The sequence below is a fragment of the Verrucomicrobiia bacterium genome (assembly GCA_023953615.1).
GTDB lineage: Bacteria > Verrucomicrobiota > Verrucomicrobiia > Limisphaerales > JADLHS01 > JADLHS01.
This window is the reverse complement of sequence record JAMLJH010000001.1, coordinates 827,952-850,678: the sequence shown is the minus strand read 5'-3', so window position 1 is coordinate 850,678 and position 22,727 is coordinate 827,952. Positions and strand designations below refer to the sequence as shown.

General features: G+C 59.9%; 19 protein-coding genes, 1 tRNA gene and 2 pseudogenes. 7 read left to right on the top strand and 15 right to left on the bottom strand.

The window, feature by feature from the left end:
• Position 1: 1 nt before the first annotated feature.
• The 10 genes from M9920_03330 to M9920_03285 all read right to left on the bottom strand — a co-directional run bounded on the left by M9920_03330 (position 2) and on the right by M9920_03285 (position 12,436).
• Positions 2 to 766, bottom strand: coding sequence for a biotin--[acetyl-CoA-carboxylase] ligase (locus tag M9920_03330; protein ID MCO5051314.1), 765 nt, complete (start codon positions 764 to 766; stop codon positions 2 to 4).
• Positions 763 to 2,109, bottom strand: a complete 1,347-nt coding sequence (locus tag M9920_03325) for a sodium ion-translocating decarboxylase subunit beta (GenBank protein ID MCO5051313.1) — start codon at positions 2,107 to 2,109, stop codon at positions 763 to 765. The genes M9920_03330 and M9920_03325 overlap by 4 nt, the downstream gene beginning before the upstream one ends.
• Before the next feature lie 3 nt (positions 2,110 to 2,112).
• Positions 2,113 to 2,514, bottom strand: coding sequence for an acetyl-CoA carboxylase biotin carboxyl carrier protein subunit (locus M9920_03320; GenBank protein MCO5051312.1), 402 nt, complete (start codon positions 2,512 to 2,514; stop codon positions 2,113 to 2,115).
• 17 nt (positions 2,515 to 2,531) lie between these two features.
• A complete protein-coding gene (locus M9920_03315; protein MCO5051311.1) occupies positions 2,532 to 2,957 on the bottom strand; it encodes an OadG family protein in 426 nt (141 codons plus the stop codon).
• Positions 2,958 to 2,960: 3 nt separating this feature from the next.
• Positions 2,961 to 4,514 carry an acyl-CoA carboxylase subunit beta gene (locus M9920_03310; protein ID MCO5051310.1) on the bottom strand — a complete coding sequence of 518 codons (1,554 nt, stop codon included), beginning with the start codon at positions 4,512 to 4,514 and terminating at the stop codon, positions 2,961 to 2,963.
• 3 nt (positions 4,515 to 4,517) lie between these two features.
• Positions 4,518 to 4,928 (bottom strand): methylmalonyl-CoA epimerase, encoded by a 411-nt coding sequence (gene mce / locus M9920_03305; protein MCO5051309.1) that lies wholly within the window; start codon positions 4,926 to 4,928, stop codon positions 4,518 to 4,520.
• Positions 4,929 to 5,052: 124 nt separating this feature from the next.
• Complete coding sequence (meaB, locus tag M9920_03300; GenBank protein ID MCO5051308.1) at positions 5,053 to 6,096, bottom strand: methylmalonyl Co-A mutase-associated GTPase MeaB; 1,044 nt, start codon at positions 6,094 to 6,096, stop codon at positions 5,053 to 5,055.
• 417 nt (positions 6,097 to 6,513) lie between these two features.
• On the bottom strand, positions 6,514 to 8,691 hold the full coding sequence (scpA, locus tag M9920_03295) for a methylmalonyl-CoA mutase (protein ID MCO5051307.1): 2,178 nt from the start codon (positions 8,689 to 8,691) through the stop codon (positions 6,514 to 6,516).
• 107 nt (positions 8,692 to 8,798) lie between these two features.
• Complete coding sequence (locus M9920_03290; GenBank protein MCO5051306.1) at positions 8,799 to 10,931, bottom strand: acyl-CoA mutase large subunit family protein; 2,133 nt, start codon at positions 10,929 to 10,931, stop codon at positions 8,799 to 8,801.
• Between the two features lie 2 nt (positions 10,932 to 10,933).
• The gene (locus tag M9920_03285) at positions 10,934 to 12,436 is read right to left on the bottom strand and encodes a pyruvate carboxylase subunit B (protein ID MCO5051305.1); all 1,503 of its coding nucleotides are present in this window, start codon (positions 12,434 to 12,436) and stop codon (positions 10,934 to 10,936) included.
• A gap of 569 nt (positions 12,437 to 13,005) precedes the next feature.
• Here M9920_03285 and M9920_03280 point away from each other — a divergent pair.
• The 4 genes from M9920_03280 to M9920_03265 all read left to right on the top strand — a co-directional run bounded on the left by M9920_03280 (position 13,006) and on the right by M9920_03265 (position 15,396).
• Positions 13,006 to 13,093 (top strand) — tRNA-Leu (locus tag M9920_03280).
• 216 nt (positions 13,094 to 13,309) lie between these two features.
• On the top strand, positions 13,310 to 13,543 hold the full coding sequence (locus M9920_03275) for a hypothetical protein (GenBank protein MCO5051304.1): 234 nt from the start codon (positions 13,310 to 13,312) through the stop codon (positions 13,541 to 13,543).
• Positions 13,544 to 13,852: 309 nt separating this feature from the next.
• Positions 13,853 to 14,167 carry a helix-turn-helix domain-containing protein gene (locus M9920_03270; GenBank protein ID MCO5051303.1) on the top strand — a complete coding sequence of 105 codons (315 nt, stop codon included), beginning with the start codon at positions 13,853 to 13,855 and terminating at the stop codon, positions 14,165 to 14,167.
• A complete protein-coding gene (locus M9920_03265; protein MCO5051302.1) occupies positions 14,164 to 15,396 on the top strand; it encodes a type II toxin-antitoxin system HipA family toxin in 1,233 nt (410 codons plus the stop codon). Before M9920_03270 ends, M9920_03265 begins: the two co-directional genes overlap by 4 nt.
• A 1,420-nt stretch (positions 15,397 to 16,816) precedes the next feature.
• On the opposite strand, the gene M9920_03260 is transcribed toward M9920_03265, so the two are convergent.
• The 3 genes from M9920_03260 to M9920_03250 all read right to left on the bottom strand — a co-directional run bounded on the left by M9920_03260 (position 16,817) and on the right by M9920_03250 (position 17,957).
• Positions 16,817 to 17,011, bottom strand: coding sequence for a hypothetical protein (locus M9920_03260; protein ID MCO5051301.1), 195 nt, complete (start codon positions 17,009 to 17,011; stop codon positions 16,817 to 16,819).
• Positions 17,012 to 17,090: 79 nt separating this feature from the next.
• Positions 17,091 to 17,678 (bottom strand): TPMT family class I SAM-dependent methyltransferase, encoded by a 588-nt coding sequence (locus M9920_03255; GenBank protein MCO5051300.1) that lies wholly within the window; start codon positions 17,676 to 17,678, stop codon positions 17,091 to 17,093.
• Positions 17,679 to 17,765: 87 nt separating this feature from the next.
• The gene (locus M9920_03250) at positions 17,766 to 17,957 is read right to left on the bottom strand and encodes a hypothetical protein (GenBank protein MCO5051299.1); all 192 of its coding nucleotides are present in this window, start codon (positions 17,955 to 17,957) and stop codon (positions 17,766 to 17,768) included.
• 467 nt (positions 17,958 to 18,424) lie between these two features.
• Here M9920_03250 and M9920_03245 point away from each other — a divergent pair, with 467 nt between their 5' ends.
• Both M9920_03245 and M9920_03240 read left to right on the top strand, forming a co-directional pair.
• Positions 18,425 to 19,612 (top strand): adenine-specific methyltransferase EcoRI family protein, encoded by a 1,188-nt coding sequence (locus tag M9920_03245; GenBank protein ID MCO5051298.1) that lies wholly within the window; start codon positions 18,425 to 18,427, stop codon positions 19,610 to 19,612.
• An 18-nt stretch (positions 19,613 to 19,630) separates the two neighbouring features.
• A pseudogene (locus M9920_03240) lies at positions 19,631 to 20,044 on the top strand (DUF262 domain-containing protein).
• On the opposite strand, the gene M9920_03235 reads toward M9920_03240, so the two are convergent.
• Both M9920_03235 and M9920_03230 read right to left on the bottom strand, forming a co-directional pair.
• Positions 20,035 to 20,586: a UPF0236 family protein gene (locus tag M9920_03235; GenBank protein ID MCO5051297.1), complete on the bottom strand. Its 552-nt coding sequence runs from the start codon at positions 20,584 to 20,586 to the stop codon at positions 20,035 to 20,037. The pseudogene M9920_03240 and the gene M9920_03235 overlap by 10 nt on opposite strands.
• Positions 20,587 to 21,068: 482 nt before the next feature.
• The gene (locus M9920_03230) at positions 21,069 to 21,365 is read right to left on the bottom strand and encodes a hypothetical protein (GenBank protein MCO5051296.1); all 297 of its coding nucleotides are present in this window, start codon (positions 21,363 to 21,365) and stop codon (positions 21,069 to 21,071) included.
• 96 nt (positions 21,366 to 21,461) lie between these two features.
• Here M9920_03230 and M9920_03225 point away from each other — a divergent pair.
• Positions 21,462 to 22,253, top strand: a pseudogene (locus tag M9920_03225) (HNH endonuclease).
• Positions 22,254 to 22,727 lie beyond the last annotated feature (474 nt).

The following is a 22,727-nucleotide window of genomic DNA, read 5'->3' as shown; positions in this document are numbered from 1 at the left end:
TTCAATCCAGATCCCGCAAGAGCCGAACGCCTTGCGGTTCAAAAGCCCGGCGCGGTCCGGCGGCCTCCCGCAGCAACAAGCGCCCGGCGGCGTCCACGCCCAGGAATTGCCCCCGCACAATCGGGCCGTCGAGATCCACGGCCACGCGCCGCGGCAAATCCCACAAGGCATTGATGCGCGGCAGCAAATGGGCCGGGGCGACCTCCGAGGCGAGCTGCCAGACTTTCCGCAGCGAAATCAAAATCCGCTCCGCCAGTGCCCCGGGCGTGGGAGGGGCGGCCACCAGTTCGGTCAACCGAACGACTTGCCCCGCCAATCGGGGGTCGCACGCCTCCGGTTGATTCGTCACGTTTAGTCCGATTCCCACCACGGCCCGGCCCGGATGAAATTGATCAATCAACAATCCCGCCAGTTTGCGGTTGCCCAGCAACACATCGTTGGGCCAGCGCAATCGCAAGCCGCGCGCGCCCAACTCCCGCAGCGCATCACAGATCGCCACGCCGGTGACCAGCGGCAACATCCGCCAGGCCGCGGAATGGGTTTCCACCGGCACCACGGCGGACAGCCACAGCCCGCCGCAATCGGAAACCCACGCGCGTTGAAAGCGGCCCCGCCCCGCCGTTTGCGTGTCGGCCCGGACCGCATTCCAAATCTCCAGCCTGGCGGCAACCAGATTGGTCGAGGTGACTTCAGCCTGCTCCCACAACCGCCAGCCGCCGCGCAGTGCGCGGACGGTCCCGGCGAAGTTGGGAGGTGGCAGGTTCATCGCGATAACGTGGCCAGGTAGTAACCGGCGGCCACCGCCGTGCCGATGACGCCCGCGACATTCGGCCCCATCGCGTGCATCAACAGGTAATTGTTCCGATCCGCTTTTTGCCCCTCCACGTGCGCCACGCGCGCCGCCATCGGCACCGCCGAAACCCCCGCCGCCCCAATCAGCGGATTGATCGGGTTCTGCTTGCTGAAGACATTCATCAATTTGGCCATCAGCACCCCGCCCGCCGTGGACAACCCGAATGCCACCACGCCCAACAGCACGATCTTGATCGTTTCCCACTGGATAAACCGTTCCGCCGTCATCGTGATGCCCACGCTCGTGCCGAGGAAAATCGTGATGACATTGATGATTTCGTTCTGCGACGCCTTCACGAGCCGTTCGGTCACGTTGCACTCGCGGAGGAAATTACCCAGCATCAGCATCCCCACCAGCGCCGAGGCCGCCGGCACCAGCAGAATGACGAAAACGGTGACCATCAGGCAGAATATCAGCCGCTCCAACTGCGACACATGGCGCAACGATTTCATGCGGATCTTCCGTTCTTTTTCCGTCGTGAGCGCCCGCATGATCGGCGGTTGAATCAACGGCACGAGCGCCATGTAACTGTACGCCGCCACGGCAATCGGCGAGAGCAGGTCGGGCGCAAGTTTGGACGTGAGAAAAATCGCCGTCGGTCCGTCCGCGCCGCCAATGATGCCGATGGACGCCGCCTGCCCCGCCGTGAAACCCAGCAACAGCGCGCCTATGAAGGTGCAGAACACCCCGAGTTGCGCCGCCGCCCCGAGCAACAGCGTGCGCGGATTCGCAATCAACGGTCCGAAATCCGTCAGCGCCCCCACCCCCAGAAAAATCAACGGCGGAAACAACTCACAACTGATGCCTTTGTAGAGATAGTAATACAACCCGCCTGGTTCGTTGCCGTAGGTTTCCAACAGCGGCTCCCCTTCATGCACCGTCTGGCCGACGGCGACCTTGATCTTGTCCACCGTGCCATGACCTTTTGATTTCAACGCCACCAATTGCCCGTCGGCCTGCCGCAACATCGCGAGCAGGTCCCCTTCCTTCACCTTTTGATCGGGTTTCACCACGATGGATTCCACCAGCCCCGCCTGCGGACTCGCAACCGCGCCCGGCGGTTCGTTCACCAGGCCCTGCGTGGGCAGGTTCGCCAGCAACGCCCCGAACGCAATGGGCACCAACAACAGCGGCTCGAATCCCTTGTACACCCCCAGATACAACAGCGTGATCACCACGCCCCACATGATCACCATCTGCCAGGTGAGCGCCGGGAAGCCCGTGAGATGGACCAGGTTCAATAGGGAATCAATCATAACTCACTCCAGTCGTGCAAGGGCCTGCCCTTCATCCACCGCGGCCCCGACGGCCACCTTGATTTCCGCCACCTTGCCCGCGCGCGGGGCAAAGACGAACGTGTTCATCTTCATCGCTTCGAGGGTGATCAAATGGTCGCCCTCCTCCACTGGCTGCCCCACTTGCGCGATGATGGCCGTCACGCGCCCGGACAACGGACTCGGCACATCGCCCGGCCCGGCGGGACCGGATGCCGCCGCCGGCGCCGCCACCGGAATGGGGACGGGCGCGCTGGGCGTCGCCGGAGCGGCCGCCCCCGGGGTGGCCGGCGGCGCGGCCAAGGGAGCGCCCCCCGCTTCATCGGGAATTTCCACCGTCACATCGAACGGTTTGCCATCAACAGTAACTCTCAGTTTTCGGATCATGTTGGTCTTTCTGGGATTCAACGGATTTTGTGTGATGAAAAATGTTGGAAGCGCCCTTCAATCGCCCAGGCGCTCGTCCCGCTGACCGGATGGCCGGCGGCGCTGATTTCAATGATGCGATTGGGCTGCGCCAGCGCGACGGTGATCGCCGCCGCAATCGCCGCCACCACGCGCGGATCGGTCGCTTCTCCCGCCAACGGAACTGGCGCCACCGCCGGAGCGGGCGTGGTTTTCCCCGCCGCCCCCGGCGCCCGCGCCTGACGCCGCGCCCACGCGTCAAACCGCGCGCCGATGAAGGCACAAATGCCACTCAACCCCGCCAGCGTCAGCAACACTACCAGCAACCCCACGACTTGATAGGGCAGATACTTTTGCACCAGCGCCAACGCTCCGGCGGGCGCGTTGGCGTCAGTGGCGACAATGACGGCAATGACGGCAATCATAACTCAGAGGGGAATGGTGCCGTGTTTCTTCGACGGCCGGGTCTCGCGTTTGGTCAGCACATTGCGCAGCGCCAGCGCCACCACCGCCCGCGTCTCCGCCGGATTGATCACATCATTGATCATCGCTTTCTTCGCCGCTTCGTACGGCGAACAAAAATGATCGCGATACGCGGCCACCAACCGCGCCTCCTCGGCCTGCGGATCCGCGGCGGCGGCGATCTCGCGCTTGTAGAGAATCTTCACCGCGCCCTCGGCGCCCATCACCGCAATCTCCGCCGTCGGCCACGCATACACCGCGTCCGCGCCCATGTCCGAACTGCACATCGCCAGATACGCGCCGCCGTACGCCTTGCGCAAAATCACCGTGAGCTTCGGCACCGTCGCCGCCGCGTACGCGAACAACATTTTCGCGCCGTGCCGGATGATCCCGCCGCGCTCCTGCTGCACGCCCGGCAAAAATCCCGGAACATCCACCAGCGTCACGATCGGGATGTTGAACACGTTGCAGAACCGGATGAACCGCGCCGCCTTGTCCGACGCGTCAATGTCCAGCGTCCCCGCCTTCACCGCCGGTTGATTCGCAATGATCCCCACCACGATCCCTTGAATCCGCGCGAAACAGATCACGAGGTTCTTCGCGAACTCCTTCATCACCTCCAGATAATCCCCGTCATCCACCAGTCGCGCGATGACCTTCGTCACATCGAGCGGCAGTTTGGAACTGTCCGGGATCAACTCGTTCATCGCCGGGTCGAGGCTCAAATCCAGTTTCGGTGTCGGCGCGTGCGGCGGATCCATCACGTTGTTCGCCGGCAGATACGACAGCAGTTTCTTCACGATGCGCACGGCGTCCGCATCGTTCTCGGCAATGAAATGGATGTTGCCGCTCACACTGGCGTGCGCCTGCGCGCTGCCGATCTCGGCCATCGTGCATTTCTGTCCCGTCACCGCTTGAATGACCTCCGGCCCGCAAATGAACATGTTGGCGCTGCCTTGCACCATGATGATGAAGTCCATCAGCGCCGGAGAATACGCCGCCCCGCCCGCGCACGGCCCGGCAATCACCGCAATCTGCGGCACCACCCCCGATGCCAGCACGTTGCGGAAAAACACCTGCCCGTAACCCGACAGCGAATCGTCGCCCTCCTGGATTCGCGCGCCGCCCGAATCATTGAAACCGATGATCGGACAACCCGCTTTCATCGCGTACTCCATCATGTCGCAAATTTTCTTTGCGTGAATGCGCCCCAACGCGCCGCCGCCCACCGTGAAATCCTGGCTGAACGCCGCCACCGCCCGGCCCTCCACCAAGCCGGTGCCGGTCACCACGCCGTCGCCCGGCAGGGACTTCTTTTCCATGTCAAAGTTGTGGCAATCGTGATCGGCGTGCATGCCGGATTCCTGAAAGGTCCCCGCCTGGAATAAAGCGGCGAGCCGGTCCCGCGCGGTCAGCACGCCTTTTTTGCGGCGCGCTGCCAGCTTGTCCGCGCCCCCGCCCAGCCGGGCTTCGGCGCGTTTCTGGTCCAGTTCGTCCAGGAATGATTTCGGTATGGCCATAAATCAGTTGGGGTTGGGCATGCAAAATTCCGTGAGCACGCCGTGGGTTGACTTCGGATGCAAAAACGCAACGAGCTTGCCGCCCGCGCCATCGAAAGGTTTTTCGTGGATCAACTTCACGCCCGCGCCCGCGGCCTGCTGGAGCTGGCCTTGCACGTCGTCGGTGCCGAACGCGATGTGATGAATCCCGCCCGCCGGATTTTTTTCGAGGAACTTGGCGATCGGGCTTTCGGGATCAGTCGGTTCGAGCAATTCGAGATGCACTTCGCCGCAGTGGAAAAACGCCGTGCGGACTTTTTGCGACGGCACTTCCTCGCGATGCTCGCATTTCAGGCCGAGCGCCTTTTCGTAATACGGCACGGCTTCATCGAGCGATTTCACCGCGATGCCCAAGTGGTCAATTTTTTGAATCATAAAATTTCAAAAGTAGTTTGGTCCTTAAAGGATGGTTTAACACTCGCCCTCACCCCGGCCCTCTCCCCCGGGGAGAGGACGAGCATCACTCCATTCCGCATACGATTCAAAATCGCAGAAACCTTCATTTTGGCTCCTCAATTTTTGCGCTTTCGTGCGCTTCCAAAAGCGCGTTGGCGGCGCGCACCACGGTCGTTTCCCCACGCAGCAGCGCGGCGCGCAATTCCGGCAGCTTCGCGATCACGCGCGGGTTGCGCTCGAAACGGCGGCGCAGTTCGTCCTGAATCAGCGCCTGCAACCATTCCAACGTCTGTTGCTGTCGCCGCTTCGCGGTGACGCCCTTCGGTTCGAGTTCCGCATAAAATGTTTTGATGCGTTCCCACGTCTGCGGCAGCCCATCGCCGGTCAGGCCAGACACCAGCGCCACTTCCGTTTTCCAGCCGGGCGTGGCCGGTTGCAGATAATGCAGCGCGGCGTCCTGATCCGCCTTGGCGTTCGCCGCGCGCGCGCGATTGTCGCCATCCGCTTTGTTGATCAGCACCAGGTCCGCCATCTCGACGATGCCTTTTTTGATGCCCTGCAATTCGTCGCCGGCGCCCGGCAACAGCAACAACAGGAAGAAATCCACCATCGAACGCAGCGCGATCTCCGTCTGCCCCACGCCCACACTCTCAACGAGGATCGGGTCAAAGCCCGCCGCTTCACAGAGCAACATCGTTTCGCGCGTGCGCCGCGCCACGCCGCCAAGATGATCACCCGCCGGCGAGGGGCGGATGAAGGCATTCGGCGCGAGGCTCAGTTTTTCCATCCGGGTCTTGTCGCCCAGAATACTGCCCCCGGACCGCGCGCTGGTGGGATCAATCGTCAACACCGCGAGCTTGTGACCTTTGTCTGTGAGCAAGCAGCCAAAGGTTTCGATGAACGTGCTTTTGCCCACGCCCGGCACGCCGGTGATGCCGATGCGCTTCGCCTTTCCGGTGTGCGGCAGCAACCGATGGAGAACTTCCTGCGCCTGCGCTTCGTGCCTTCGCGCGCTGCTTTCCACCAACGTAATTGCCCGCGCCAGCACCGCGCGATCGCCCGCCAACACGCCCGCGACGTAATCATCCACCGTCAGCCGGCGCGGATGTCGCGGCGCGGCGGATGAGTTGGAAGTCGCGGCGTTCATGCGATGATTTTGGGGAAGCGTCCAACCTCCAACATCGAACCTCCAACGCCCATTGCGCAACGCGGCGAAGCCCATTGGATGTTCGATGTTGAGCGTTGGCGGTTGGATGTCTCCCCCATTTTTTGCCGGAATAGCAAAGTTAGTTTTGCCAAATCGCCCGCCCTCACCCTGACCCGCTCCCCCGGGGAGAGGGAACAGCGATGAGACCGCAATAGACGCTCGAAAGCGCATCGCCACTTTACCGCCATAATTCGTTCGGGGGATGGTCGAGCAACCGGTCCACTCCGAAGTAACAACCCGCAGCGAGCGTTTCTCCCGCTCCCCTTCGGAAGGGGAGCGGGCCGGGGTGAGGGGAAAGCGTACCCGCATTCTCCCACCCCCACTCTTATCATTCGCTTTGCCATGTCGTTTCATCCATCAATCCAACGTCTGGTTCAACTGCGTTAAAATTTCCTTCGCGGCGTCCGGGATGAACGTGCCCGGCCCAAACACCGCCGCGGCGCCGTTGGCTTTCAGGAAATCATAATCCTGCGACGGAATCACGCCGCCCACCACAATCATAATGTCGTCGCGACCCATCTTCTTGAGTTCATCGCGCAACTGCACCAGCAGCGTTTTGTGACCGCCCGCGAGGGAACTGATGCCCACCACATGCACGTCGTTTTCCGCCGCCATGCGCGCCGCCTCGTCCGGTTGCTGGAACAGCGGCCCGATGTCCACATCGAAACCCAGGTCCGCGTAGGCGGTCGCCACCACCTTCGCGCCCCGGTCATGCCCATCCTGCCCCATTTTTGCGATGAGGATGCGGGGCCGGCGTCCTTCCTTTTCCGCGAACGCTTCCGTCAGTTTGCGGACCTGCTCGATTTGCGGGTCCCGCCCGAATTCAGATTGATACACGCCACTCACAGATCGGATGACGGCTTTGTGCCGGTTGAAATGTTTTTCGAGCGCGAAGGAAATTTCGCCCAACGTCGCCCGCGCGCGCGCCGCGGCCACGGCCAGCGCGAGCAGATTGCCCCGCCCCGTCTCCGCCGCTGTCGCCAACGCCTCCAGACAGGCGTTCACTCCGGCCTGGTCGCGCTCGGTCTTGAGCTTTTGCAACCGTTTGATCTGCGAATCGCGTACGGTGGTGTTGTCCACCTCCAGCACGTCGAGCGGCTCGGCTTTCTCCAACCGCAGCGTGTTCACGCCGATGATCGTTTCCTGGCCGGAATCAATGTGCGCCTGCCGCCGCGCCGCCGCTTCCTCGATGCGCAACTTCGGCAGGCCCGTTTCAATCGCCTTCGCCATGCCGCCGAGTTGTTCGACTTCCTGAATATGCCCCCACGCGCGCCGCATGATTTCATGCGTGAGCGCCTCCACGTAAAACGAGCCGCCCCACGGATCAATCACCCGGCAGAGGCCGGTTTCTTCCTGGAGCAACAATTGCGTGTTGCGCGCGATGCGCGCCGAGAAATCCGTCGGCAACGCAATCGCTTCATCCAGCGCGTTCGTGTGCAACGATTGCGTATGCCCCAGGATCGCCGCCATCGCCTCGACGCACGTGCGCGCCACGTTGTTGAACGGGTCCTGCTCCGTCAACGACCAGCCCGACGTTTGCGAATGGGTCCGCAACGCCATGGATTTCGGATTCTGCGGATTGAACTGTTTGATGAGTTTCGCCCACAACACCCGGGCGGCGCGCATCTTGGCGATCTCCATGAAAAAGTTTTTGCCCTGCGCCCAGAAGAACGACAGGCGCGGCGCGAACGCGTCAATATCAATGCCCGCCTTGAGGCCGGTGCGCACGTATTCCAGTCCGTCCGCCAGCGTGTAGGCCATTTCCAAATCCGCCGGCGCACCCGCTTCCTGCATGTGATAACCGGAGATCGAGATCGAATTGAACTTGGGCATCTGTTGCGACGTGAACGCGAAGATGTCCGCGATGATCCGCATCGAAGGAGCGGGCGGATAGATGTAGGTGTTCCGCACCATGTATTCCTTGAGGATGTCGTTCTGGATCGTGCCCGACAGTTTGTCGAGCGGGACGCCCTGTTCCTCGGCGGCCACGATGTAGAACGCCAGGATCGGCAGCACCGCGCCGTTCATCGTCATCGAAACGGAAATGCGGTCGAGCGGGATGCGGTCGAACAGCACCTTCATATCGAGGATTGAATCCACCGCCACGCCCGCCTTGCCCACGTCCGCAAACGCGCGCGGATGATCGGAATCGTAACCACGATGCGTCGGCAGATCGAAGGCGACGGACAACCCTTGCTGGCCCGCGGCGATGTTGCGACGGTAAAACGCATTCGATTCCTCTGCCGTCGAGAAGCCCGCGTATTGCCGCACCGTCCAGGGCTTGGTCACATACATCGAGCCGTACGGCCCGCGTCCGAACGGCGCGAGACCGGGCAACGTGTCGAGATGTTCGCACTGCGCGAGATCGGCGGCGGTGTAGAGCGGTTGCAGATCAATTTGTTCGAGCGTCGTCTGCACCCATTCGTCGAGCGATTTTCCCGTTTCGGTTTCAAACCGGTCGCGCCACTGCTCGAAGGTCACTGGCGCGGGCGTCGTGTTCAGTTCGATTTTTGTGTAATCAGGAAAAGTATTCATGATTCAAATCTCATTAGCCCCGGGCTTCGGCCCGGTGGTTAGTGGGGAGCGCACGCGAGGCGCGTGGGCTCCCCGAAATTCAACTTCGCCATGACCAACGCGCGCCTTCATCTGATTCCCAACCTTTCATTGATCCGGCTCAAAACTTCCACCACATCCGCGCGGAGGTGAATGAATTCATCCACGCCGGATTTTTTGTGCGCTTCGACCTGCTCCGGCGGATAACCGGCGAGCACCAGGATGGCGTCCGGCTTTTGCGCCCGGATGCTGGCAGCCCACGCCGGCACAAGCGCGGGATAATTTTCATCCGCCGAACAGATCACGGCGAGGTCCGCGCCGGATTGCACGAAGGCGGCCCCGGCTTCCTCCGGTGTCTTGAACCCGGCGGGCGAAATCACGTCATACCCACCCACGCTGAAAAAGCCGCGCGCAAAATCCGCGCGCGCCTTGTGCTCCTTGAGCGAACCCAGGTTGCACAGAAAAACTTGGGCCGCTCCGCCCGCCCGCCGGTTCATCGCCGCGCGCAGGCTTTCAATCGGCTGGGCCGCCCGGGTCAGACAAACCGGCGTGACCGGTTCCCCGGGCGAATCATTGATGCGCAAGGCCCGGGTGATTTCACCCAGGGTCGCCCCGGCGCTGACCGCCTCGACGCACACGGCAAACAGGTCCGCGCCCTTGAGACCGATGATTTTGGCGAGCCAGTTGAGGACGACCTGACTGTCCGCCTCATCCAACGCCGTGCGATGTGACGCCACCTGCTGCCCGCGCCGTTTGTGAAACGCGGTCGAATCAAACGGCGGAACGGCCAGCGGTTTTTCCTTGGGATTGGCGTATTGATTCACGCCCACGATGGAATCGCGCCGGCTGGTGACGGCTTTGAGTTTCTTCGCTGCCGTCTCCGCCACGGCCTTTTGCGGCCCGCCCGCGCGCATCGCCTGCTCGATGCCGCCCGCCGCTTCGATTTCCTGGAACAATGCCCACGCCCGCGCGGCCAGCTCCGCCGTGGCGCTTTCCACAAACCATGACCCGCCGGCCGGATCCATCACCTGGGTGAGATTACATTCCCGCCGCAACACGAGTTGGGTGTTGCGCGCGATCCGAAGGCTGAAATCGTCCGGCGGCCGCACGACTTCATCGAAGGCGCCGACCTGCATGCTGTCGCACCCGCCGAGCGCGCCCGCGAACGCTTCCACCGTGGCGCGCAACAAATTGTTGTGAGGATCCACGGCCGACTTGTTCCATTGCGACGTGCGAACGTGCAGCGAAATCTTCCGGGCCGCCTCGTTTCCGCCCGCGGCGGCCACGACTTGGGCCCAGAGCATCCGCAACGCCCGCAGCTTGGCGATCTCGAGGAAAAAATTCGTGCCGACCGTCACGGCAAAACGGAGGCGCGGCGCGGCCGCATTCACGGATACGCCGTGGCGCTGGAGTTGGCGCAGATATTCAACGCTCGTGGCCAGCGCGTAAGCGAGTTCCTGCCCGGCATTGCCCCCGGCCTCGTGCCAGGCGCGGCTGTGGACGCAGATGGTCTGCAACTGCGGCGCGTGTTGCGCGGCCCACGCGGTCAGGGCGGCCATTTCGCGATACGCGCCCGCGAGCGATTGCGGCAAGCGGCCTTCGTGTGCCAGCACGCCGAGCGGATCCATCTCGATGCAGCCGCGCAGTTGCGTGCGGGCCGTTTTGCGTTTCCGCGCCAGCGCCAGCAACAGCGCCGCGAACGGCAGCGCCGATGCGCCCGAACGCACGAACAACGAGGTTTGATCCAGTTGCACTCCCTCCAACGCGCGGTTGAGATCATCCAGCGTGGCGATGGAAAGGCCGCCCGAGCCGACGGCTTCCGGCGCGGCCCAATCGGGGTCAAGCCCGTTGCGCGTCGCCCGATCCAGCACCATGTTCAGCGCGTTCAACCCGCGGCTGATCGAGTTGCGCGCGGCGTTGTTAAACTCGGTCGGGCTGGCGACGGCAATTTCCTGCGCCACGCCCCAGGATTCTTTCAGGTAACCACTCGCACTCGCGCCGCGCACGAACGGCGCGAACCCGGGAAACGAATTCACATGCGGCAGATTCGCGATGTCTTCCCGCCGATAAATCGGCTGGAGCGTGAAACCTTCATAGGTGGCCGTGAACATCTTCTTGTCGAACCGCGCACCTTTCAGTTCCGCTTCAACCAGCTTCCGCCAATCGTCGTAGCCGACCGGCGGGAACTCCTCGAGTAGTTTGGTTTTGGATGACGCGCTCATTTTCAACCTTCCACCGTTTCCATCGTTACATCATGGCGCTTGCCGTTCACGGTGACGAACAAGTGCCGCCCCGCGCCGCTGCCGGGCGGGCCGCTCGCCGGGGCCACGGGCGCGGCGGGCGCGGCGGTTGAACTCGTGGCCGCCGGCGCCGCCGCTGATTTCGATTTCGCCTGGTGCAAATCCTCCACTTGTTGCGGGAACATGGCGAACAACACCACGGTTTCGTCGTCGGTCGGCAGCCCTTTTTCCGCGCATTGTTTGCGATATTTTTTAAGCCCCGGTTCGAGCAAATCCGCCGGCCGTTCCGTGACCCGCTTCTTGCCGGTTTGCTTTTCCACCTGCGCCAGAACATTCGGATCAATCGGCCCCGGCGTCTGGCCGTATTTGCCGAGCGCGATGTCCTGCGCGGGCTGGCAGATCATTTTCCAGCGCCCAAACTTCAGGTTCATCATCGCCTGCGTGCCGACGATCTGGGATGTGGGGGTCACGAGCGGAATCCAACCGAGCGCCGCGCGCACGATGGGAATTTCCTTCACCACTTGATCGAATTTATCCGCCATGCCCTGCTCTTTGAGCTGGGTGCGGAAGTTGGACAACATGCCGCCGGGCACTTGATAGATCAGAATATCGCTGTCCACGCGCTCGTTCGCCGGGCTGGTGAATTTGGACAGTTCTTTGTAAACGCCCTCGAAGTATTCGCGCAGTTTCGCGAGTTTTTCGGTGTCGAACTTCGGACAACGCGGGTGACCTTCAAGCAACGCCAGCATCCGCTGCGTGTCCGGTTGCGACGTGCCATTCGCGAAGGGCACGATGGAAACCTCGACACAATCCACGCCCGCATCAATCGCCGCGAGATAACTCGCCGCGCCCAGACCGCCGGTGTCGTGCGTGTGCAGCGTAATCGGAACGCCCACCTTGCCCTTGAGTTCCTTCACCAAGCGATAGGCGATCTGCGGCTGGATGATGCCCGACATGTCTTTGATGCCGATGGAATCACACCCCAGCTTTTCCAACGCGACGCCCAGCGTCACGAAATTTTCCACCGTGTGGACCGGGCTGATCGTGTAGCACAACTCGCCGCGGGCGTGCTTGCCGTATTTTTTCGTGGCCTGGATGGCGGTTTGCAGATTCCGCACATCGTTCAACGCGTCGAAGATGCGCAGGATGTCCTGCCCGTTCGCGCAGGTCAGCCGGACGAACGTTTCCACCACGTCATCGGGAAAGCTCGCGTATTGCACGATGTTCTGCCCGCGCAGCAGCGTGAGTTGCGGCGTCCGGGGCGCGATTTTTTTCAACGTGCGCAGCCGGTCGAACGGATTTTCGTTCAGATAGCGCAGGCAGGAATCAATCGTCGCGCCGCCCCAGGTTTCGAGTCCGGCGAAGCCCATTTCGTCGAGGATCGGGGCGGCCGAAAGCATCTGGGCGGTGGCCATGCGCGTGGCGGCCATGGATTGATGCCCGTCCCGAAGCACCGTGTTGTTGAAGAGCACTGGTTTCGTTTTCATGGCATCTGCTCCGGATTCTGGTGGTGAGTGATTTGCGGGTCTCCATCACAACCAGGCTTGTGCCAAAAATTCACCCGGAATTATCGGTCACGCTTCAAGCTTCCTCCATTGGCCCTCCGCTGGCTCGGCGCTTTTTGCGATAGAAGCATCAGAAATTGACGGGGAAAATTCGGACTTCCGGGCGGGCCGAAACTTTTTGGACTTCACAAACTGGCCGAAGTCAAAGCGGTCGCGCTCCGGAGGCCGGGGCAAACGGCGCCCTTTGCGCGATTTTTTAAGAGGTTGCCCCGAACGCCATTCAAGTTATGATGCTCTTCATACCGGACTCGTCCTCAATGGCGATTCAAGCTACGAACTTGCCGTTGCGCTGCCAAGGCCCCGAATTGGCTGCTTGCGTCCATCCAGAACCTTCACATACTTGTGGGGCGAATGAGGCTTGCAACACACAGCGACGGATGCTTGACGACCAACGATTTCAATCCGTTTCATACCGCGCTGGTGTCGCAAAAAGTGTCGCAAAGCCAAATTGCGATTGGTGATCACGAAAAATCACCAATAAAATCAGAGTTGCCGGTGTGGCGAAATGGCAGACGCACAGGACTTAAAATCCTGGGACCGTAAAAAGTCGTGTGGGTTCAAGTCCCACCACCGGCACCAAAATTCTATCCTGTTGGCTCACAACAGGATAGCGCAACCAGAAAAGGCTAGTGCCAGTGAAAGTGCCAGTGAAATCAATACTGGGGTAAAACCATATCATCACCCCGGTATTAACCGGTCATCACTCGCGAAGACGGGATTCGCTGCCCGTTTGGTGTCGCTGAGACACCCCAGGCCACGGACAGATTCATAACTTTCGGACAAAAAACCGAAATTATGAAACGCCGATTCGTCCTCTACCGCCGCAAGCGTGGCGGCAGGTTCTACGTCGAAGACACCGAAACCCGCAAACAAGAAAGTACGGGCACGAGAAATCGCGCCGAAGCCACTGCGCTGCTCAATGCCCGCAATGAACCACTTAACGTCGTTCCGTGTGCGCCGATGATCGTGAAGCAGCATGCTGAACGGCGGGGCCGCGTCATCGCTGCGCCGCTGCGATTCTCACCGTAGTCATTCTCACGCCGGGCAAGGTTCACGACGTGATGGGTCGGTTCGGTTTTCGAGTGTGCCCGCAGCAAGGCCAGACCGTCCAAGCGCCCAATCCAGCGCGTCTGGCGCTTCGGAGATGTTCCCATTCGCCTGAAAAGGGCGCAGGCGCACCGGCGATGGCTCGCCTTCAAACAGCCGCTGCCGATTGGTCACTCCCAGAAACGTGGCGTTCGCGTATGATTTAATCCTGCCTCAGCGAAACACTGTTTTTAGTGTCAGGTACACAAGACGTTAATTGACTTAACGTCGGAAATACAGGACGCTAACACCATGTCGAAAATAAGCTCGATTCCGTTGCCCGCGGCCCATGCGCTCCGCAAGTTGGGCCGCGATCTCGCGCTCGCGCGGCGCAAGCGCGGCATCTCCACGAGCGACATGGCGGCTCGTCTTTTTGTCAGCCGCGATACGCTCTGGCGGCTGGAGCGCGGCGATCCAACGGTTGCGCTCGGCACTTTGGCGACGGCCATGTTCGTTCTGGGCCAGCATGATCGCCTGGCCGACCTCGCCGCGCCCGCCAGCGATGAACTCGCCTTGAGCCTCGATGAGCGTCGGCTGCCACAACGCATCCGTCGGCCCCGCGTATGAGCCTCGAAGTTCACATTGACTGGCAGGGGCAGACCCACCTCGTCGGGCGGCTGCATGCGGCTGAACGCAGCGCTGCGGTTTCCTTCGAGTACGCGACGGAGTGGTTGCAACGCGATGATGCTTTTGCGATTGATCCGACTTCGCTTCCGCTCCAGCGAGGGGCGCATCACGGAGGAACGCTCTTTGGGGTAATTCAGGATTGCGGACCGGATCGGTGGGGGCGAATCCTCATCGAGCGTGCCGTTCGGAAAAAAGTTCTGACGCAGAAGCCTTACCGCGATATTGATTATGTGCTGGCACTGGACGATGTGGCGCGCGTCGGCGCGTTGCGCTTCCGCCGCAACTCCGAAAGTCCTTTTCTCGCTCCCGCGACGGGCAAACTTCCGCCTTTGGTTCGCCTTAACGCACTGCTTCAAGCCACCGACGCCATTCACAGCGAAACTGAAACTGCTCAGGATTTGCGTTTTCTCCTTGGCGCTGGTTCGCCGCTCGGCGGGGCGCGCCCCAAGTCTGCGGTCAGTCTGGCAGATGCGCAGCTCGGCATCGCAAAGTTTCCCAAGCCCGATGATACGCGGGACATTGCGGCCGGCGAAATTCTTGCACTGACACTTGCCAAACAAGCGGGCATTCAAGTTGCGGAACATCAGCTTGTGCCGGTCGGCGGACACAGTGTGGCGGTCATTACTCGGTTTGATCGTGCGAGCAAAAGTCGTATTCCATTTATTTCGGCGGCAACCCTGCTGGGCCGGCCCCAAGGCGATCCGGGTGCTTACACGCTGCTGGCCGACGGCATCCGGCAATTCGGGCACGATGTTCCCGGCGATCTCCGCGAATTGTGGCGGCGTCTCATTTTCTCGCTCCTCGCCAGTAACTACGATGACCATTTGCGCAACCACGGATTCCTGATGTGCGCGCCCGGTCGCTGGTCACTCTCGCCAGCCTATGACCTAAACCCCGTGCCGGAAATGGATCGTATTCGTATGAGCAAAACTGCCATCACCGAAGATCCGGAAGAACCAACTGTAGCCGGCGCGCTCGCCGCGGCACCGCGTTTTGGTCTCAAGACGACCGAGGCGAAGAAAATTCTCCGCGAGGTTTTCAAGGCGGTTTCAGACTGGCGCAAAACCGGGCGACAACTTCGCCTCAAAGCATCTACCTTGGACATTTATGCCAGCGCGTTCGATCATTCGCTCGTGGAAGAAACCAAAAGGTTGATTCCCGGCACGTAATGCGACTTCTACTGACGGCTGGTTGTCGCAAGTCTGCGAAATGGTTCGGCAAAAACACGCTGCCTGACTGACTGCCTCGCACGCGGTTAACTATGCTGTTATCAATGGGTTTCACGATAATATGCCGTTACTGTTTGTAACAAAAACTGGCTGGCTGTTGTTACAGAAATCCGGACTTGCTCGTCAGCTCATTGTCAGAAATCCGTATGCGCTTTTCTGGCAAAGAGTGGCAACCACGAATGAACGCCAATCCAAAAATGAAAGGGACACGCGGCTTCCATCAAGGATTTTTTGATTTTCCCGTCAGCGTTCATTCGCGGCTAACTCGGTTCCTGCCGGCTTGGCATCGCTGCCGCTTTGCACTCCTTCGCCAACCGGAAACGAACGACCGTCTGCACTTGTGGAAAAATTATTAGAGCGGATTAAATAAAGCCGTGGCCGCTTGATTTTTTCGTTTATAGCAGCGGGCCTCCCAACCTCAAGCCAAGCGCTGGAGTCAAACGGACGACCGCCCTGGGTTCGGGACAAGCACCGGCGCGACCGGTGATGTGGTCAACTGCCAGCTCGGTCCGGGGAACCATTGGCAGCGGAATAAAGACCGAGGTGTTCCCGGAGCGCGGACGGTCTCCGTCCGCAGCGCGTGAACCGGAAGCTCGGCTTGCGGATCAATCAACGCCTTCTAGTCTGGCGCCGCGCTGCGGGCGCGGGACCGCCCGCGCTCCGTTCCCAGCGCCAGCGGCGCGGCATACGTATGGAAACTCACCCGCAACAAATCACAAGCTCCATAGGAGCGGCAGGGGACTGCCGCAGTCCAAAACCTCGCGGACAGAGGCGCCATTCCCCATTCGGACCCCACCTTCATGGGGTTACACTCGTTCGATGCCACGGCGACAACTTTAATTAAACTGCTGTAGTTCCGAAGATCGGTCTGATGTCGCGATGACGAAACCATGACCCTGGTCGCACCCGTTGAAGTTTCGTTTGCTTCGTTCAATCGCCCGCTAGTTTTGTCACACACACATTTTGTCTTGGTCGCAATTTTGACCAAGATCGCCATTTTATTTTGCGACACTTTTTGCGACACTAGCACCCGTTGAATCGAACCTCTTGATTAACGCGGCTAAAATGCATTTCGACCAATAAAAACAATGGTCTAACTGCGTTTTTTGAAATGTGAAGATACCCTCTGAAATCGGTGAAAAACCAATTTTAAGTCCTGTGCGTCTGCCATTTCGCCACCCCGGCAACTCGTTGCGCCGTAACGCTAACAGAAACCCGCCAACCTGCAAGCGCACCGGCAAAAGTAAAGGGTCCATGACCAACCAAGCAAGACTCGGGACGAGCCGTGAGATTTAGCCTCGCGCCCGACCACTCCGTTCACGCCGCTGGCCACGACGCTGCCGGCCAGCGCGGTCGTGGTTCAGTCCTCGTAAAACTTCAGCGGACGCAACCGCGCCAAAATCCGGTCGTTTTCATCCCGCACGACGATATTCCCTTGCAGGTCATAACCCGGACGGTCGCCAATCCGCGCCGCGTAACGTGACGCAGTTGCCGCGTCATATCCTTGCGACTGAATTTCCGCGATCAATTCTTTGAACTGTTCAAATTCGATCATGTTTTAATCCATCCTACCGGGATGCTGGCGGCGCGCCATGACGATTTAACTCGAACGGTGTTTCCTGAATAGACAGACGCTACCGACTTTGATTCGCCTGCCAGCGAAAGATGCGTTCCAACCCGGTGCGGTTCGGGTACGAGCGCGGCACCCAATCTTCCCGCAACCGGAAGTGGGGCGAAAAGCGTTCCACAATTTCTTTACGGGTCGTGCCGAAGGGCGGCCCGTCCGTATCGGGGATCAGATAGTTCACGGCCAGGTAAGTGCCGCCCGGTTTCACCCAGCGCCGCACCGCGCGAACGTACAAGTCGCGTTCCTCCGGTTCAATCGCGCAGAACAACGTGTGCTCGAACAGCCAGTCAAATTGGAACGGCGGCTCGTCCCGCAAAAAATCCAGCTCGCGAAACTGCGCGGGCCAGCTCTGACTCGCGGCGCGTTCCCGGCTGAGTCGGATGGCCGTGGGCGCGATGTCGTAGCCATAGACGCGGAATCCGGCGCGCGCCCAGGCCCCCGCGTCGTGCCCCGTGCCGCCGCCCGGAACGCAAACCGTGTGGCCGGGCAAATTCGGATGCGCGGCCAGAAAATCCACCAGACCCGGCGAGGGCGCGCCCTTGTCCCAGTGCCGGTCGCTCGTTTGATACCGGCTTTCCCATATATTTTGACTCATAATTTAATCTCGCGCGTGACGAACAAATCCGCGCCCGCCTCCGATCGCGCCGATGGTCACGGCACTGCCGGCCAGCGCGGTCGTGGTTCAGTCCTCGTAAAATTTCAACGGTCGCAACCGCGCCAAAATCCGGTCGCCGTCTCGCACGACCATGTTCCCATCCTCGTCGTAGCACGGCAAATCGCCTATCAATGCGGCGAAGCGCGAAGCAGTTTCTTCGTCGTATCCTTGCGACTGAATTTCCGCGATCAATTCTTTGAACTGTTCAAATTCGATCATGTTTTAATCCATCTTACCCGGATGCTGGCCGCGCGCCATGATGATTTAATCAGAACGGTGACGACAAACGAACTTCTCGCCGCGACCCGCTCCCCCTTGGAGGTGAGGGGGGAGGGCGCTTGATCTCACGGAGAAGGCCACAGGGCGGCATCGGATTAGCCGCACCACGTCGCGCAACTCCCGGCTTTGCTTCCGCTGCTGGTTTGGTACTTTCGACCGCGTTAGTGAAAAACAAAATGACCAGATAATTTAATCTACAACTTTGCGTAGCTTCGGCTACGGGCTGCATCGAAAACCGCGAATTTTCCCAAGCCCGTTTTTACACGAACCGACGAGCACGCGCCCAATCGGGCGCGGCTTGGCGCGTCTCGTGTAAGGGCGCTTCGCGGTGCCTCGATGCAGGGCGCGTTAGGTTCGCGCCCCTTCTATTTTTAGATTTCCCGTTTCCGCTGGCTCGCAGCGGAAACATGGCAAACGAAAATCTCACCAACGCGAAGCGGGCAAAGAACGACGAGTTCTACACTCAATACGGCGATATTCAGAAGGAGATGGAAGCGTATCTGGAATACGACGCCAATGTGTTCCGCGGCCAAGTGGTCTATTGCAACTGCGACGATCCGTATGAGAGCAATTTCTTCCGCTATTTCGTGCTCAATTTCAACAAGCTCGGCTTGAAACGGTTGATCACCACCAGCTACAAACCTTCGCCCGTCGCCAACACGCAACTGGCGCTATTCGGCGATGACCTCACGCTGCCGAAATCAAAAGGGCGACCCAAGGTTAACGCCAATAGATTCATCATCAACGAAGTGCGCGGCATTGACGGTAACGGCGGCGAGTTCTCGCTGAACGCTATTGCCAAGAAGTTAAAGGCAAACAAACACAACGAGTGGACGCCGCTGGAAGGCGACGGCGATTTCCGCAGCAATGAGTGCATCGCACTGCTCAAACAAGCGGATATCGTGGTGACGAATCCGCCGTTCAGTTTGTTCCGATCGTATGTGAAACAGCTTTTCGATTACGACAAAAAGTTTGTGGTTATCGGCAATATGAATGCGATCACCTACAAAGAAATCTTTCCAAAGATAAAGGAGAACAAGATGTGGCTGGGTGCAACGAATTTTAATGTCGGCATGTATTTCAACGTCCCTGAGAACTTTAAGTATGCCGTCACATACAAATTTGAGCGCGAGCGGAATGGTATAAAAGTGAACCGTGTGCCCGGTGTGTGCTGGTTTACTACATTAGATCACGGACGACGACATCAGCCGTTGGCGCTGATGACGGCGAGTGAAAATTTCAAATTCAGCAAACACCAGGAAATCAAAGGCCAGCGGCAGTATGCCAAATATGATAATTATGATGCCATCGAAGTGCCGTTCACGGATGCCATTCCAAGTGATTACGACGGCGTGATGGGCGTGCCCATCAGCTTCCTGGATAAATATAACCCCGACCAGTTTGAGATTGTGGGAGTGCTTGAGTCTAACGACCCGAACAATGACTACCGGACTCGGGTGTACACATCCAGAGAGTGCCGCGATGCGTATTTGAAACGATTTGGCAAACCGGGCGTTTACGACCTTAACTCATCCGGAGTCGTTAATGGCGTCAAGGTGTTCAAGCGCGTTCTAATCCGAAACAAGAGCAAGTAAATCCCAGCCGGCAAAATCATGAAAACCACCCTCCGAACCGACATCACGGTCAAAGAGATTTGCGACGGGTTTGTCTATAACGAACTGGAAGGCCGAGGGCTTTTCGGTTTGTCGGGCAAGCTCACAATTCAGCCCGAGTATCAGCGCAATTACATCTACGCCTCCGACGGCGGCAGCAAGGAAATGGCGGTCATCGAGTCCGTGTTGAAGGGCTACCCCATCGGGTTGCTTTATTTCAACCGGGTGCGCGAGGGCGGGCTGGAAGTGTTGGATGGGCAGCAGCGCGTCACCAGTCTGGGGCGGTTTGTCACGGATAAGTTTGCCGTGAAGGATGACGACGGTAACGAGCAATACTTTAGCGGCATGGCCAAGGACAAAAAAGCAAGGGTGCTGGGGACGAAGGGTGTGATTGGAAGTGACGGTCAATTGAGGCCGAGTTTTGGCGTGGACCAGTAGCGCGACCAGAGTTGGTTGGCGCGGGCCACGCGTAGGCCTAGCATGGCTTCGGCGTTGGTTTCCTTCCACCAACTGCCCGCCAGTTTGAGCCGTTGTTGAATCACATGCCGATGGCCGCTTTCAATCTCGCCGGAGCCGATCTCCAGTCCCGCCGTCCGTGCGCCCGCATAGTCCAGATGCGCCCGCCGTTCGCTCAAGTAGCGGTACGCCGCCCGCACGGGCGCGGTCGGCACGCCTTCGGGTTCGAGGTGCGCAGTCAACGCCCGCAGCACGGCCGACACCTTGTTTTCCAGCAACCGGCTTTGTTGGCGGCGGCGCCAGCGTTCGGGATTTTTGGGGTGAATCACCGTCGCGGCCGCCGCGAGGTATTCGCTCACGTGGTAGAAGTCCAACAAGTAATCACCTTGCGCGCCGAACTGTTCCTGGAACTGGGTGAGAATCCAGGCCGCCCCGTCGCCCACCCCATGGACGTGCGTGCGTGCGCCCAGCCCGGCGGCTTGGGCCGTGGCCCGCCACATCGCGCCAGCCAGCGTCACGCTGCCCAAGGTGGCGCCGTAGCAGGGCGTGGCCGAGTCTTTGGGCCGAGCCAGACACAAACGCGCTTCGCGCCAGATGAGTTGTTTGCCGCAGCGACGATCTTCGCTGTGGGTGGGCGGCACCATGATGGGAATCAGACTGCCGTCCAGTTGCGTGACCAGCGTGCGGACCGCGCGTTTGGGCGGCGTGACGGCCAAGGCGCTGATCCGCGCCCCGTGCGCCAAGGTGTGCTGGCGCACCGCTGTGGCCGTCACGTCCAGCCCGTAGTGTTCCCGCACGCGTTGAGCGGCGCGGGCAAAACTTTCCTCGGCCCCGAAATCCACCAGCGCCCGTTGCAACCGCCGCGAACGGCCGCGCGGATTCACCCTGGCCCGTTGGCAGAAGGGGCGCAACAACCGGCCGCGCCGGCCCAGCCGCCATTGCGTCTCCTGGACTTCCACCCACCCAAAGGTGGTCTGCCACGTCAGTCTTTTTTTTTACCGTAGTGAATGGCATCCGGATGGCGCTGGGGCACCTGGGCTTGGGTGTGGGCCTCGGCTTCGCGGGCCCACTGGCCCAAAAGCTCCTGAGCCAATTGGCGCACCTGCGCGCTCACGCGCGCTTCGGCTTCATCGGCGGTGCAGTCGTCGGTGACGGATTGGTCGAGCGTATCGGCCAGTTCGTGCAGCCGTGCCAGCACGTCGGGCCGATGCGCCAACCGCTCTTCCAGGGATCGGCGGGAAGGGGAAACGTTTTTGGATTTCGGTCGTTCATCGTTCATGAACCACTTCAAATATACAAAATCGTTCCAAGGCGCCAGGGCTAAATCACTTACAAAAAATTAGCCTTTGACCGTCACTTCCAATCACACCCGGGGACGAAGCTGACCATTTACGAATGTGAGGGGACGGAAAGTGAGATCAAGGAGTGGTTCAAGACCATCAACATCGCGGGCATCCCGCTCAATGAACAGGAATTGCTTAACGCCATTTTTTCGGGGCCGTTCGTGACGTTGGGCAAGGCGGAGTTCAGCAACAGTCAGAATGCCAACATCCAGAAATGGAGTTGGTACATTCGCGGCAGCGCGAATCGGCAGGATTTTTTGGAGCGCGCGCTGGAGTGGGTGAGCCAAGGGCGCATCAGCGATTACATGAGCCGCCATCGCGGAGACAACGACATCCGGGAATTGAAAACCTATTTCAACACCGTCATTGATTGGGTGTCGGGCGTCTTCACGGAGGTCGAAAGCGAGATGAAGGGACTGGAGTGGGGGCGACTTTACGAAGCGTATCACAAGACCGCCTACAATCCCGCGAAGATCTCCGCCGCCGTGAAAGCACTTTACGGTGATCCGTACGTCAAAGATCGCCGGGGGATTTACGAATACCTCCTCGGCGGTTCCACCGATACGAAATTGCTGAATGTCCGCGTCTTTGATGAGGCCACGAAGAAATCCGTGTATGCGGCGCAGACGCAGGCGGCGGAGGCGAAAGGCAAATCAAATTGTCCGCTTTGCGCCATCGGGCCGGATGCCAACAAGATCAAGATTTGGAAACTTGCGGATATGGATGCCGACCATGTCGCCGCGTGGAGCCACGGCGGCGCGACGACCGCCAGAAATTGTCAACTGCTCTGCAAGACTCACAATCGAGCCAAGGGCAATCGGTAAAAGAATTCTAGGGTGTTCCAAATGCTCCTGTAGCTGCCGACGTGACGCGGCGGGTCTCCCAACTTCAAGCCACGTGCCGGCTTCAAACTGACGACCATTATTGGTCCAGAGCGAGCGCCCGCGCGGCAGCGTCTTGGAGTGCGGCAGTCTTCTGCCGCTTTGGAAACATCGGCGGGCGATAGGAAAGCGGCAGAGGACTGCCGCAGTCCAAAACCTCGCGGATATAACCGATGGCCTGAATAGCGCCAACGCCGTGATGGAAAGCTTTGCGATCATTTAGCGCGAGCGAAGTGAATCGGTCATTCTCTAGCGCGGAAACAGTCGCCTGCCCTCATGTTTTTCTTTATGAGACAAAAGGTGATTGAGGCGAGTGGCATCTCCATGCAAATAAAACATCGGTTTACTTCCGTGTAAGTTGGAATTGGAAAACCTCCGTCATGACCGGAAAGTCAAACGCACTTTTTCCTCCACTGG

Excerpts from the sequence above, each read along its gene's own strand:
- M9920_03330 (MCO5051314.1), bottom strand. The coding sequence starts at position 766 with ATGAACCTGCCACCTCCCAACTTCGCCGGGACCGTCCGCGCACTGCGC.
- M9920_03325 (MCO5051313.1), bottom strand. The coding sequence starts at position 2,109 with ATGATTGATTCCCTATTGAACCTGGTCCATCTCACGGGCTTCCCGGCG.
- M9920_03320 (MCO5051312.1), bottom strand. The coding sequence starts at position 2,514 with ATGATCCGAAAACTGAGAGTTACTGTTGATGGCAAACCGTTCGATGTG.
- M9920_03315 (MCO5051311.1), bottom strand. The coding sequence starts at position 2,957 with ATGATTGCCGTCATTGCCGTCATTGTCGCCACTGACGCCAACGCGCCC.
- M9920_03310 (MCO5051310.1), bottom strand. The coding sequence starts at position 4,514 with ATGGCCATACCGAAATCATTCCTGGACGAACTGGACCAGAAACGCGCC.
- mce (MCO5051309.1), bottom strand. The coding sequence starts at position 4,928 with ATGATTCAAAAAATTGACCACTTGGGCATCGCGGTGAAATCGCTCGAT.
- meaB (MCO5051308.1), bottom strand. The coding sequence starts at position 6,096 with ATGAACGCCGCGACTTCCAACTCATCCGCCGCGCCGCGACATCCGCGC.
- scpA (MCO5051307.1), bottom strand. The coding sequence starts at position 8,691 with ATGAATACTTTTCCTGATTACACAAAAATCGAACTGAACACGACGCCC.
- M9920_03290 (MCO5051306.1), bottom strand. The coding sequence starts at position 10,931 with ATGAGCGCGTCATCCAAAACCAAACTACTCGAGGAGTTCCCGCCGGTC.
- M9920_03285 (MCO5051305.1), bottom strand. The coding sequence starts at position 12,436 with ATGAAAACGAAACCAGTGCTCTTCAACAACACGGTGCTTCGGGACGGG.
- M9920_03275 (MCO5051304.1), top strand. The coding sequence starts at position 13,310 with ATGAAACGCCGATTCGTCCTCTACCGCCGCAAGCGTGGCGGCAGGTTC.
- M9920_03270 (MCO5051303.1), top strand. The coding sequence starts at position 13,853 with ATGTCGAAAATAAGCTCGATTCCGTTGCCCGCGGCCCATGCGCTCCGC.
- M9920_03265 (MCO5051302.1), top strand. The coding sequence starts at position 14,164 with ATGAGCCTCGAAGTTCACATTGACTGGCAGGGGCAGACCCACCTCGTC.
- M9920_03260 (MCO5051301.1), bottom strand. The coding sequence starts at position 17,011 with ATGATCGAATTTGAACAGTTCAAAGAATTGATCGCGGAAATTCAGTCG.
- M9920_03255 (MCO5051300.1), bottom strand. The coding sequence starts at position 17,678 with ATGAGTCAAAATATATGGGAAAGCCGGTATCAAACGAGCGACCGGCAC.
- M9920_03250 (MCO5051299.1), bottom strand. The coding sequence starts at position 17,957 with ATGATCGAATTTGAACAGTTCAAAGAATTGATCGCGGAAATTCAGTCG.
- M9920_03245 (MCO5051298.1), top strand. The coding sequence starts at position 18,425 with ATGGCAAACGAAAATCTCACCAACGCGAAGCGGGCAAAGAACGACGAG.
- M9920_03235 (MCO5051297.1), bottom strand. The coding sequence starts at position 20,586 with ATGTGGCGGGCCACGGCCCAAGCCGCCGGGCTGGGCGCACGCACGCAC.
- M9920_03230 (MCO5051296.1), bottom strand. The coding sequence starts at position 21,365 with ATGAACGATGAACGACCGAAATCCAAAAACGTTTCCCCTTCCCGCCGA.